At 31.5% G+C, this 13,385-nt stretch carries 9 protein-coding genes; 5 read left to right on the forward strand and 4 right to left on the reverse strand.

What is annotated here, in order from left to right; translation table 11 throughout:
• Positions 1–10 precede the first annotated feature (10 nt).
• Positions 11–595: a peptidylprolyl isomerase gene (locus HB672_RS06640; protein WP_167609656.1), complete on the reverse strand. Its 585-nt coding sequence runs from the start codon at positions 593–595 to the stop codon at positions 11–13.
• A gap of 230 nt (positions 596–825) precedes the next feature.
• On the opposite strand from HB672_RS06640, the gene HB672_RS06645 reads away from it, so the two are divergent.
• Entirely contained in the window at positions 826–4,533 is a 3,708-nt protein-coding gene (locus HB672_RS06645) for a carboxypeptidase-like regulatory domain-containing protein (RefSeq protein ID WP_167609659.1), read from the forward strand.
• Positions 4,534–4,612: 79 nt separating this feature from the next.
• Positions 4,613–5,041, forward strand: a complete 429-nt coding sequence (locus HB672_RS06650) for a hypothetical protein (protein ID WP_167609662.1) — start codon at positions 4,613–4,615, stop codon at positions 5,039–5,041.
• Between the two features lie 23 nt (positions 5,042–5,064).
• Here the strand turns inward: HB672_RS06650 and lysA are convergent, their stop codons facing one another.
• A complete protein-coding gene (lysA, locus tag HB672_RS06655; protein WP_167609665.1) occupies positions 5,065–6,297 on the reverse strand; it encodes a diaminopimelate decarboxylase in 1,233 nt (410 codons plus the stop codon).
• Between the two features lie 207 nt (positions 6,298–6,504).
• Between lysA and sucC the strand changes: the two genes are divergently transcribed.
• The 3 genes from sucC to HB672_RS06670 all read left to right on the forward strand — a co-directional run bounded on the left by sucC (position 6,505) and on the right by HB672_RS06670 (position 8,968).
• On the forward strand, positions 6,505–7,695 hold the full coding sequence (gene sucC, locus HB672_RS06660) for an ADP-forming succinate--CoA ligase subunit beta (protein ID WP_167609668.1): 1,191 nt from the start codon (positions 6,505–6,507) through the stop codon (positions 7,693–7,695).
• Between the two features lie 211 nt (positions 7,696–7,906).
• Positions 7,907–8,254 (forward strand): hypothetical protein, encoded by a 348-nt coding sequence (locus HB672_RS06665; protein WP_167609671.1) that lies wholly within the window; start codon positions 7,907–7,909, stop codon positions 8,252–8,254.
• A gap of 312 nt (positions 8,255–8,566) precedes the next feature.
• Positions 8,567–8,968, forward strand: a complete 402-nt coding sequence (locus tag HB672_RS06670; RefSeq protein WP_136844794.1) for a TerB family tellurite resistance protein — start codon at positions 8,567–8,569, stop codon at positions 8,966–8,968.
• A 19-nt stretch (positions 8,969–8,987) separates the two neighbouring features.
• On the opposite strand, the gene uvrB is transcribed toward HB672_RS06670, so the two are convergent.
• Positions 8,988–10,991, reverse strand: coding sequence for an excinuclease ABC subunit UvrB (uvrB, locus tag HB672_RS06675; protein WP_167609674.1), 2,004 nt, complete (start codon positions 10,989–10,991; stop codon positions 8,988–8,990).
• Positions 10,992–11,009: 18 nt separating this feature from the next.
• Positions 11,010–13,328: a choice-of-anchor L domain-containing protein gene (locus HB672_RS06680; protein ID WP_167609677.1), complete on the reverse strand. Its 2,319-nt coding sequence runs from the start codon at positions 13,326–13,328 to the stop codon at positions 11,010–11,012.
• Between the last annotated feature and the right edge of the window lie 57 nt (positions 13,329–13,385).

A 13,385-nucleotide genomic window follows, 5' to 3' on the forward strand; every position in this document is an offset into this window, starting at 1 on the left:
GTTTGAAATGTTATATTCTTGTTATATTCTTAATAATTATTGGTTCTAATAGTCGTTGGTTTTTATTTTCTCCTGATTGAATTTTTAAGACAATATCCATGCCTTTGGTAACTTTGCCAAAAGCTGCAAAACCCAATCCGTCGTTATGGCGTTTGCCGCCAAAATCTAATTCAGGTTGGTCATTTATACAAATAAAAAAGCTGCTTGTTGCCGTATTGGCACTAGATCGTGCCATTGAAATTACACCATTTTTATGAAGAAGATTTGTATTATTTGTGGTTTCTAATACGATTGGCTCAAAAGATTTAGAATTATCTATAGAGCCACCTTGAATAACTTCAATTTTAATATCTCTTTCATCTTCATTTTCAGGAGTACAAACTCTAAAAAAAGTAGAGTTTTCGTAGAGGTTGTTGTTAACATACTTCATAAAATTTGTGACAGTAATAGGAGCTTTATCTGGATAAAGCTCAACGACTATATCACCCAATGTTGTTTCAATTTTACATTGAATGTTACTTTGGGAGTTTGCATAAAACGATACTAAAAATAGCAAGTATGCTATTTTAAAGAATCTTAATGGACTATTTTTCATGTTTTTGATTTCTATAAAGATAGAAAAAGCTTGAATGGAAATTCAATTATTGGTTTTAAAATTTTAGCAAAGCGCTTTAATATTTTATGTTTATAATTGAGATTCGACCAATTTTACGTAATTTTAAATGATAACATTTTTACTTCATTATGTGCTATAAATTCTTTCATTTTGTTAAAAAATATTTACTATCATTTTTTTGCTTAAACACTAATTTTATTGTTGTTGCATTGTTTTTTATTGTAACTAGCTCTAATGCGGATAATTTGTTTCAAGAAAGTGATAGCTTTCAAAGTATTGCTTTGTCAAATGATTTAGAAGCTCAGATTCGAGAGAAAATCTTTGGGAGCATAATAAATGCTGAAACTAGCGAAGTGATACCATATTGTAATATTGAAGTTGAAGGAGCACAAGTTGGAACTTCCAGTAACGAACTTGGAGAGTTTGTTTTAGAGGTAGATTCGTTGCCTGTTACCATCGTTTTTTCTCATTTAAACTATGAGAAGAAAGTAGTGGAATTAACAAATACAAGTAATCTAACCATTCAATTAACCCCTTTGGTAAATAGCTTGAATGAAGTTGTTATCTCAACAAAAAGAAAAAGTAATTATCCTTATGAATTAGCTTTAGAGGCATTTTCAAAGACGAGAAAATTAACAGATAAAAGCAGCTATGGTCAAGCGTTTTATAGACAAAAATCTAAAAATGATGATGAATACACAGAGTTTTCAGAGATTATTTATGATACAGAATATACAGTTGATGGTATAAATGATTGGGAAATTTCAGAGGGTAGATATGCCTTAAAACGAGAAAAAATTAATAATAGTAATTTTACACTTTTATCTCGTATTTTAAAGGCGATACAACCAGATACTGACGATATTATTTTTCCATTAAGCTATGATGTTAAAGAGTATTATGATGTAAAAATTGTGGATATATTATCCTCAGGAGATGAAGATATAGCCGTATTGAAATTTAGGCCCTTACCAGAAGTGAAAACACCAGCTTTTGAAGGAGAAGCCTATATAAACACTAAAACATACGAAATATTGAAAATTAGTGGTACAGTAATAAATGATAGACTAGATTTTATAAAGTTTAGAGAAAAAAAAACCTATACTAAAAACTACACATTATCTTATGAAATGGCCTTTAAAAAAGATATAAAAAACAATTTGTTAATTGATTACATAAAAGTAGATCATTCTTTTGATTATTATAGGAATGATAGTCTTTTAACTCATGTTTCTTCAACTTCAAATTTGACGTATTTTGAGTATTATGATACTGATAGCCCTAGACGATTTAGGAAAAACTTCAGGAACTCTAAAAGTGATTGGGAAACACTTAATAAAATTGGGTATAACGAAAAATTTTGGGAAAACAATCCAATAGTAAAACGGACACCAGTTGAAGATGAGGTAATTGCATCATTTGAAAAAGCTAATGCTTTTGAGTCTATATTTCTCAACACAAAAGAACAAATTGCATTTATGCAAAGTAATTTAAGAGGTGATGTGTTTATTAAGAATTTTGATACAATACTTAGAAATTACAATAATTATAATCCAATAGAAAAAGTATTTCTTCATACAGATAAGGAGATTTTTTTTGCAGGTGAAATGATTTGGTATAATGCTACTGTTGTTTTAGGTCCATTTCATCATTTATCAACTGGAAGTATGCAAATACATGTAGACTTAATTGATGAGTATAATAGCATAGTTGCGTCAAAAAACCATAAGTTAATTGAAGGAAAAGGTGAAGGAAATATTATAATTCCTGGCGATTTACCCGAAGGGAAATATCAATTAAGAGCCTACACCAATTGGATGCAAAATTTTGATAATGATTTCTTTTTTACAAAAACAATCCAACTTTTAAGCACCAATAAAAACAATGAAAGCCAATTAAATATAGATAATAAAATTGATTTGCAATTTTTTCCTGAGGGAGGCCATGCAGTTAATGGACTAAACGGAAAAGTTGCGTTTAAAGCAATAGGTAGCAATGGATATTCCAAAGAAGTTAAAGGCATTATAAAAAATTCTAAAGGAGAAATAGTAGTACCTATAAATACCATCTATCAAGGTATGGGTTTTTTTACTTTAAATCCTCAGCCTAATGAAACCTATACAGCCGTATTAGAAGATGGTTCTATGTATAAACTTCCAGAAACACAAAATGAAGGTTACTCAATGTTAATTGACAATTTAGATACCAATAATATTAAGATAAAAGTGCAGGCAAGTAATGCGCTTAGGTCAAAACCTTTCTATATTATTGGTACAATAAATAATGAGAAATATTATCAAGGAAAATTTGCTTTTAATGCTCAATCTGTATTAGATTTTGAAATACCAAAAAATAAGTTTCCAAGCGGTGTGATGACTATTACTCTTTTTGATGAACAAATGCGCCCTTGGGTAGAACGTCCAGTTTTTGTAAATAATAATGAAGAATTAATAATACAGGCAGAATTAGAAGATGCAAGCTTTGAAAGAAGAGAAAAAGTTAAGTTAAAAGTAAATGTGAAGGATGTTTATGGAACACCTTTATCCACAAATTTTTCTATTGCAATTACTGATGCAGAAAGCGTTAACAAAAATAATTTTGGTACAAATATTTTAACGCACCTTTTATTAGAATCTAATATTAAAGGACATATTGAAAACCCGGGATACTTTTTTAGTGATACTAAACGATCTACAAGAGCCAAGCTAGATTTAGTTATGTCAACTCATGGATGGCGAAAATTTAATTGGCAAGAAATGGATAAAACAAGTATTGTTTCACCTAAAGAGTTTTTATTCAAGAAAGGTTATTCGGTTTCAGGCATTGCTACCAATATGCAGGATGTTCCTTTAAAAAATAGAGAGCTGAAAATGATTGCCAAATCTAAATCTGATGAGTTAATGGATTTATATGTTACTAAAACAGATGAAGAAGGTAATTTTATAATTGAAAACGTTACTAATGCTGGAGATGTTGATTTGACCTTTAACGCTTACCAATCTGACGGTAATCCAATACAAACTAAAGTTGCCTTACTAGATAGTGATGATAAAAGTAATTTACCAAAACCAAACTTTAAAAGTAAATATAGAGGTGTACAAGGCGATATTTTAGATAACTACAACAAAAAACGACCAGCTTTTTTTATGTATGATGGTGCTGAAAAACTAGATGAAGTATTAGTAACTGCTGAAAAAAAATCAATTAGCGAACTTACAAAATATTCTGAGTCACTATATGGAGCAAAACCAGACCATACCATAATAAACGAAGATAAAACAGCTGGAAATATATTATATCACTTAGGTAATATTCCGGGAGTTGCTGTCGACTTATCTTTCAATTGGGTTAATTTTAGAGGTAATCAATATGGACCATTATGGATTGTAGATGGTATGAGGCTAGATGGTGAGATAGACCCTAGATTTGGTCGCGTAGAAAGAGATGAAGTAGAAGACTCTAAAACAAAAAGGCTTTATAATGATAAACCTAAGACTGATAATGTGCCATTAATGGTTCAAAACCTTGATTTTTCAAACGTAGAAAGAATTGAAATTTTAAAACGTGGCTCACAAACAGCCGTTTATGGGCCTGTTGGTAGATATGGCGTTATTATTGTTTATACAAAATCTGGAAGACCTAAGACTGACAAGGTATTTTCATCTAAACAAACTATTAAAGGATATTCTAAGTTAAAAGAGTTCTACTCGCCAAAGTATGATGTTGTTTTAGAGGAACATAAAAACCCAGATAATAGAACAACACTTTACTGGAATCCTTCAGTAAAAACAGATAAAAATGGTAATGCTGCCATTATTTTCTATAATTCAGATAGTGCTAAATCTTTTGAAGTAGATATTCAAGCATTATCACAATATGGAACTCCTGGTGTTTATTTGAATACTTTTAAAAATTAAACTTTCATATTAAAGGAGTTTTTTAGCAATTATTTTGATAATAATAATTGTTGTCCAATTACTAGTTTATAAATCTGAATTGAATTTTGTCTTTTCTGATGTTTTTAAAATTACCTTTATAAATTTAGTAGCCTTAATAGGGTTTGTTTTCTGGTATTCTAAAAAATCAAATCATCGAATACTATTGACTCTTGCAATAGTTGGAATCAGTTTTCTAATATTTTTCTTTGAATTTGTTAATGCTTTTTCAGGAACTGAGAAAAGATTTAATTCTTGGAAAATAAATGATTATGAAGTTATTTATGCAACTCAAGAATTCTTCGCTGGCCCTGGAAGTGAACCTTATTTAAAATTAAGAAAAGAATACTCTTTTGGACTATTTTATAAAGATATTGACAAAACCAAGACAAACATTTCTTTTCTTAAGCTTGGAAAGACAGATTGTTTTGTTGAATTTACAAAGTCTAGAACTAAATTTGACCTTTGCAAAAAAAAGCAATTGAAATAATTACTTCTTTTATATCAATTACTTTACTTCTTCACCGCAGATTTTTTCTTACTCAAATCAACTGTTACTTGATTTATTAATAAGTCATCAAACGTTTCATGTTTTCTAATTAAATGTGCTTTATTGTTATACCATAACACTTCCGCAGGTCTAAACCTTGAGTTGTAATTGCTTGCCATAGTAAAACAGTAAGCGCCTGCATTTTTAAACGCTAGTATATCACCTTCATTAATTTCGTTTATACGTCTATTATTTGCAAACGTGTCTGTTTCGCATATATATCCAACAACCGAGTAAAAACGCTCTCTCCCATCTGGATTAGAAATATTAATTATTTCGTGTTGAGAGCCATAAAGCATAGGCCTAATTAAATGGTTAAACCCAGAATCTACTTGTGCAAACACCGTAGAAGTTGTTTGTTTCACCACATTCACTTTTGCTAAAAAGAAACCAGCTTCGCTTACTAGAAATTTTCCAGGTTCAAAGGCAAGCGTTAATTCTTTACCATAACTTTCGCAAAATTCATTAAAACGAGTCGTTAGCTTTTTTCCAAGCTCTTCAATATTGGTTTCTATATCACCTTTTTTATAAGGGACTTTAAATCCTGAGCCAAAATCAATAAACTCTAAGCTTTTAAAGTTTTTAGCAGTTTCAAACAGTATTTCACTTGCATATAAAAACACATCAATATCTAATATATCGCTTCCAGTATGCATGTGGATACCATTAATATGCATATTAGTATTTTCTACAATTCTTAAAATATGTGGAATTTGGTGAATAGAAATCCCAAATTTTGAATCTATATGTCCAACAGAGATATTAGTGTTTCCACCAGCCATCACATGCGGATTAATTCTAATACACACAGGAATATCAGGATGCTTACTTCCAAACTGTTCTAGTATTGAGAGATTATCAATGTTAATCTGAACACCAAGTTTAGCAACTTCTTCAATTTCTTCTAAAGAAACACCGTTTGGAGTGAATATAATATTTTGCGCTTTAAAACCAGCAACCAAACCTAATTGAACTTCTTGAATAGAAACAGTATCTAAACCTGACCCTAAGTTTTTTAGAAATTTCAAAATAGAAATATTTGATAACGCTTTAGCAGCATAATTAATTTTTAAGTTTTTAACGTTACTAAACGCCGAGGTTAATCTTTTATATTGCGATTCTATTTTATGCGCATCATACACATATACTGGGCTTCCAAACTCTTGAGCGATGTTAAGTAGTTGCTCTTTTTTCATGGTATTGTATTTATTTATGCTTCAAATATATTTATTACTTTCAAATTATTACTAGAACTATCAAAAAATACTAACAATTAAACTATTTGTTAATTATTTAACAATGCTAAAAATTTCTTATTCACAATCCTACCATTACTAATTAAAATATTAGTGTAATTAATAGCTATTATTTACATTTGCGCATCTTAAATTATTAAGCAAGTTATGAATTTACACGAATATCAAGGAAAAGAATTATTAAACAGTTTTGGCGTACGTATTCAACGAGGTATTGTTGCCCAAAATGCCGATGAAGCAGTTGCTGCAGCTAAGAAATTAACTGAAGATACTGGAACTGGATGGCACGTTATTAAGGCACAAGTTCACGCAGGTGGTCGTGGAAAAGGTGGTGGTGTGAAATTAGCCAAAAGCCTTGATGATGTTAAAACAATAGCTGGTCAAATTATAGGAATGGATTTGGTAACACCACAAACCTCTGCCGAAGGAAAACGTGTGCACCAAGTTTTAGTGGCTGAAGATGTTTACTATCCTGGAGATTCTGAACCAGAAGAATATTATATGTCAGTATTATTGAATCGTAGTACAGGACGAAACATGATTATGTATTCTACCGAGGGTGGAATGGATATTGAAACTGTCGCTGAAGAAACACCACATTTAATTTTTACTGAAGAAATTGATCCAGCAACTGGAATTTTACCTTTTCAAGCACGTAAAGTAGCTTTTAACTTAGGACTTTCTGGTGCTGCTTTTAAAGACATGACAAAATTTGTTACAGCTTTATATACAGCTTATGTAAAGTCAGATTCGTCATTATTCGAAATAAATCCAGTATTAAAAACTAGTGATGATAAAATCATGGCAGTTGATGCTAAAGTATCTTTAGATGATAATGCTTTATTTAGACATAAAGACTTAGCTGAGTTACGCGACTTACGTGAAGAAAATCCAATAGAAGTTGAAGCAGGCGCATTAGGTCTTAATTATGTTGACCTTGATGGAAATGTTGGTTGTATGGTAAATGGTGCAGGCTTAGCGATGGCAACCATGGATTTAATTAAGCAGGCAGGAGGAGAGCCAGCTAACTTTTTAGATGTAGGTGGAACAGCAGATGCTGCTCGAGTAGAGGCAGCCTTTAGAATTATACTTAAAGACCCTAATGTAAAAGCTATTTTAATAAATATTTTTGGAGGAATTGTTCGTTGCGATCGTGTTGCTCAAGGAGTAATTGATGCTTATACAAACATGGGTAATATTGAAGTGCCAATTATTGTTAGACTACAAGGAACTAATGCTGATATAGCAAAAGAGCTAATTGATAGCTCTGGTTTGGATGTGCATAGTGCTGTGGAATTTCAAGAAGCTGCAGATAAAGTTCAAGCTGTTTTAGCTTAGTTAACATATACATAGTTATTTATTAAGAGTAGTGTAACACACTACTCTTTTTTGTTGCATAATTTTGAAGTGAATTAAACGCAGTATGTTAATTAGTATTAATTATAGTTAAACATAAGTTAATTGATAAATAATCTTGTAACAATTGTGTTTAAAGTATAGTCTATAAGACATCAATCAATTTTATTTAATCAATTTAAAACGAACAATTATGAAACAATTAAAAACATTACTGTTAGCCGTAACGTTAACGTTTAGCAGTGTACTTATGGCAAGTACAAACACAGAAAAACCTTCAACTACTGAATCTTCAAAAATTACAGTTAAAATAGAAAGGTTCCTCAAGAACCCAAGTTTTGACGTAGATTATGAAATGACTGCAAAAGTAACATTGACATTAAATAAGAACAATGAATTAGTTGTTTTGTCAGTAGACTCTGAGGATGATAAAATGGAAAGTTTTATCAAAAGTAGATTGAATTACAGAAAAGTGTCGGGATCTTATGAAACTTTAAACAAAGAGTTTGTTGTTCCCGTTAGAATTACATCTGGAGAATAAGAATCTTCATTTGATTTAGTCTAGAAAACTCCTAAGTAATCCTTAGGAGTTTTTTTATGTTTTATATTGTTTAATGATTAGCTAAAACTTGCAAAAAAGTGAAAACACTCAACGCGTAATAGATTAATTTAGTATATCAATTAAGTTATTTTAATTAATTGAAAAACAATTATTTACAATAATAAAGTATATAAAGTCAAAAAAAACACGATAAAAAGACGTCATTTTTTCGATGAGATACATTATATCCACGATTATAAAAGGGTAATTATACCTAATTTTATCTAATCAATAATTAATTCTCACTCAGCCATGATAAATCGTGTTGAAAAGTTAAGTTTGCTCTCAGAAATGATTGCATTCGCAAGAATTGATAATAGCTTAAAAGAAATAGAATATAATTTTTTACTTGGAGTTGCTAAGCAATTGGAAATTACGAGAGAAGATTTTGATTACCTATTAGATAATCCCGTTACACATATTCATTTAAAATCCCATAGTGAACGTATAGTTCAGTTTCACAGATTGGTGTTGTTAATGAATTTAGATGAAGAAGTTGCAGAGAAAGATCTCATAAGACTTCATAATTTTGGGTTAAGAATGGGATTAGGTCATGAAGCCATTAATAGGGTTTTGGATTTAATGGAAAGTTTTCCTCACAAAATTATTCCTCCAGATTTCTTAATAGACATATTTAAAACTCAGTATAATTAAACGAGACACTATAGAGTAACTATACTTTTAATTGATTCAGCTTGGTTTGATAAGCCTTAATTTCATCCCTTACTTTTGCAGCTAGCATAAAGTCTAATTCTTTTGCTGCCTGTTCCATAAGTTTGCGTTTTTCACGAATCTTTTTTTCTAGTTCCGGTTTTGTTAAGTACTCGCTTTCGGGTTCTGCTGCTTTTTGAGCTTCAAGTTCATAATAGTAAGAACTCACGGAGTTTTTAGTCAATGCATTATTTAAGCTTTTGTTTAAAGCTTTTGGTGTGATATTATGTGCAGTATTATAAGCAATTTGCTTTTCTCTGCGATAATTTGTCTCGTCCATAGTTTTTTGCATGCTCTTGGTAATTTTATCAGCATACATAATAGCTTTTCCATTAAGGTGTCTTGCTGCTCTACCAACAGTTTGCGTTAACGACCTTGCAGAGCGTAAGAACCCTTCTTTGTCAGCATCTAAAATTACAACTAGCGACACTTCTGGTAAATCTAATCCTTCACGTAAAAGATTGACACCAACTAGTACATCAAATAAACCTTTACGTAAATCTTGCATAATCTCGACACGTTCTAAAGTGTCCACATCACTGTGTATATAACGAACACGTATTTGAATTCTAGCTAAATATTTAGTCAATTCTTCTGCCATTCGTTTGGTAAGCGTTGTAACTAAAGTACGTTCGTCTTTTTCAACACGTTGTTGTATTTCTTCTATTAAATCATCTATTTGATTTAAGCTAGGGCGCACTTCAATAATAGGATCTAATAATCCTGTTGGACGAATTACTTGTTCCACATAAATACCATCTGATTTTTGCAATTCATAATCTGCAGGAGTGGCACTCACATATATTACCTGATTTTGTATGGCTTCAAATTCTTCAAATTTCAAAGGCCGATTATCCATAGCAGCAGGTAATCTAAAACCATATTCTACTAAGTTTTCTTTTCGGCTTCTATCTCCTCCATACATCGCATGTACTTGCGAAATGGTTACGTGACTTTCATCTACCACCATTAAGTAATCCTCTGGAAAATAGTCTAATAAGCAAAAAGGGCGTGTTCCTGGTTGTCTTCGATCTAAATAACGAGAATAGTTTTCGATACCAGAACAATAACCTAATTCACGAATCATTTCTAAATCGAATTCTGTACGTTCTTTTAATCGTTTAGCTTCCAGATGTTTGCCAATATCTTTAAAATAATCATACTGCTTAACCAGATCATCTTGAATTTCTTTTATGGCGTTTTGTAATACATCAGGAGAGGTAACAAACATATTTGCAGGATAGATTGTTAGAATATCATAATTTTCTATGATTTCGTTTGTTTGAATATTGAAAGCTTCAATATCTTCAATTTCGTCACCAAAAAAGTGAATTCTAAATGCATCATCGGCATAACTCGGGAAAATATCAACTGTGTCACCTTTAATTCTGAAGTTTCCATGATTAAAATCGGCTTCAGTTCTAGAATATAAACTTTGCACTAATTGGTGCAATAATTTTGTTCTTGAAATAACTTGATCTCTTTTAAGTGTAATAACGTTTTTTTGAAATTCTACAGGATTACCAATACCATAAATACAGGAAACAGACGCTACTACTAATACATCTCGACGACCAGATAATAATGAAGATGTTGCACTTAAGCGCATTTTTTCAATTTCTTCATTAATAGATAGATCTTTCTCTATATAAACTCCAGAAACAGGAATGTAAGCTTCTGGTTGATAATAATCATAATACGACACAAAATACTCGACCGCATTGTTCGGAAAGAATTGTTTAAATTCAGAATACAATTGTGCAGCTAAGGTTTTATTATGCGCTAAAACTAAAGTAGGTCGTTGAACCTCTTGAATGACATTTGCAACTGTAAATGTTTTACCAGACCCTGTTACACCAAGAAGTGTTTGGTATTTTTCGTTAGAATTAATACCATTCGATAATTGTTTTATAGCCTCAGGTTGATCCCCTGTTGGACTAAAATCTGATTCAATTTTAAAGCGCATATTGCAAATCTAAAGTAATTACCTAACAAGGGCAAAATGACCACGATATTCTTTTCCGTTAGTGAGTTTAGCGACAAACCAATAATCATTAGAAGGAAGCGATTTACCATTTAAAGTACCATCCCAACCCATACTATTGTTGTCAAACGAAGTGATAAGCTTGCCATAACGGTCAAAAATAGTAACGACAGTACCTTGATTAAATTGTGAGTTTACGCCATACAATTGCCAAGTATCATTGAAGCCATCATTATTTGGAGTAAAGAACTTAGGAAAACCTAATATTGAAATGACTTGCTCTACAATTCCACAGCCATTTTTATCGCGAACATACACCGTATGAAAACCTGGATTTACATTTTCAAAAAAGTTACTATCCTGATATGTCCCAAGATTAAGCGAATATTCATAATCGCCTTCACCAGAAGCTAACACCGTAATGGTATTGTTGTTTGAAGCCTCTTCAATAATAATATCTTCAATGGTCGCTATATTTGATGGCAATACAGTAATCGTTCTTGAGTTTGAGCAGTTATTTTGGTTAGTAACTGTTACTGTATATATTCCAACAGTATTTATATCAATTGTAGGAGTGGTTTCACCTGTACTCCATAAATAGTTGTAATTACTAAAAGGTGGAGAATTAATGACACCATTTGAAATTGTAATTGTTGCTGGATAATAGTTTAAACAATAATCAACACTTTCGTCTGGTAATAATTCAGGGATATCATATACTCTTAAAGGAATTTCAACAATAGCAGCACAATAATTATTTAGAATTACTTCGGCGTAAATAGTATCGTTATAAGCAGTTGTATTTTGATAATTGTTAGCTAATGGAGTTCCTAAATTAAATATGGCATTTAACGAATCATAAAAAGTAATCACGTCATTAGCTGGAACTAGTGCTTCAATTTGTTGCTGGATTTGTGTAAGACCGAATGTAGCAATACCATCATTAGACATGTCATCGCAAACTTCAATAGGTGTCAACACCATGTTTGAGTTTGATGCTTGTAAGGTGATTTCAGCAATGGTAAAACAGCCATATTGATTTTCAACTCGAGCAAAAATGATTTGGTTAGGAATGGTATTATTAAATGTTGAAGATGTGTTTATTGGATTATTGTTTTGATTGGCATCATTGCTTGACAAAAAGTAATTAGAAACAACTTGCGAGTTGTTGTTATTTGTGATAGCTGAGGTCACATAGTTTTCAGTTAGGTTATAGCTTGTTAATCCGTCAGTGTTTGGGTCACATTCTATAATTGTGGTATTTGAAGCGATGGGATTTGTTGTGTATTCAACAATGACTTTTCCATAAGAAATGCAGTTATTAGATAAAGTTATCTCCACATTATAAGTTCCAGCGTCATCAACCAATAGTGTTGGATTGGTTTCGGTAAATAGCTCAACACCATCCTTAAACCATTTATAATCGTTGTTTCCAGGTTGGGTGGCGTCTAGAGTTGTGGTTTCATTTTCGCAAAGCGGATTATTTGTCGCAATGAGTCTATCAGGACCTAAATTGGTATTGAGTTCAAAACTTCCAGCTTCTAAAAACACAGCCGAATCGTAACGGTAATTTTGTTCATCAGCTATTACCAGTTTTGCATGATAGGTTTCGTTAGGAATAACATCTGCAGTAGCAGTTAAGATGGCAGTTTGACCGTTAAAATTTATTGGAGCAGTAGTGTTGTTCCAACTTCCAAAATAGGTTTCGTTAGTTGCTGGACAACCGTTAGGAATTTCAGGATGTACTGTGGTTACTTTAACAGGCTCTCTGGTGTTTGGTACTACTGCAATGTTGGTGTATTGTTGTTGATTTGTAGGTCTAATTAAAAAGCCAAATAAATCAGAATATTGACAGGTATTAGGGTTGTTTTCTTGATATTCTTCTGAAGCAAAAATGTATCTAAAGCTAATTCTATCAGCTACTGCTGTAAATTCAAATTCTATAACAGTCGCGTTAAGTGTGTTTTGCTCTTGAAGTTCATACTCTAAATCGGCATCACCAATCCAATTGGGTGCATCATCATCGCTTAAAGACGTGTTGGGACCTTGTACATTTGCTAGTCTTCCTGTGCTTAATACCACACCACTTTGAAAAGGGAAACTAGTACCTGTAGCATCAAAATAGCCATAACTTTGGTCAGTATTATTGAAATCGCCACCAATCACATTGGTAACCATCACGTTCTCAATACAATTGCTATTTATTAAAATATCTTCAATGAGTTGTTGAGGAGTATAGGTTGTTGCATCTGTTTGGATATTTTGTCCAAAACAAAAGCTAGATATAATAAAAAAACCAAATACGCTTAAATACTTCATCAAAAAATAATGGGAAGTAAAGATAAACTTTACGACTTAAATTTATGATGAAAGTAT

The organism is Gaetbulibacter sp. S0825 (assembly GCF_011777505.1).
Lineage (GTDB): Bacteria > Bacteroidota > Bacteroidia > Flavobacteriales > Flavobacteriaceae > Pontimicrobium.

Bases quoted from the DNA above. Each gene is read 5' to 3' on its own strand.
- HB672_RS06640 (WP_167609656.1), bottom strand. From the start codon at position 595: ATGAAAAATAGTCCATTAAGATTCTTTAAAATAGCATACTTGCTATTT.
- HB672_RS06670 (WP_136844794.1), top strand. From the start codon at position 8,567: ATGATAAATCGTGTTGAAAAGTTAAGTTTGCTCTCAGAAATGATTGCA.
- sucC (WP_167609668.1), top strand. From the start codon at position 6,505: ATGAATTTACACGAATATCAAGGAAAAGAATTATTAAACAGTTTTGGC.
- lysA (WP_167609665.1), bottom strand. From the start codon at position 6,297: ATGAAAAAAGAGCAACTACTTAACATCGCTCAAGAGTTTGGAAGCCCA.
- HB672_RS06665 (WP_167609671.1), top strand. From the start codon at position 7,907: ATGAAACAATTAAAAACATTACTGTTAGCCGTAACGTTAACGTTTAGC.
- uvrB (WP_167609674.1), bottom strand. From the start codon at position 10,991: ATGCGCTTTAAAATTGAATCAGATTTTAGTCCAACAGGGGATCAACCT.
- HB672_RS06680 (WP_167609677.1), bottom strand. From the start codon at position 13,328: ATGAAGTATTTAAGCGTATTTGGTTTTTTTATTATATCTAGCTTTTGT.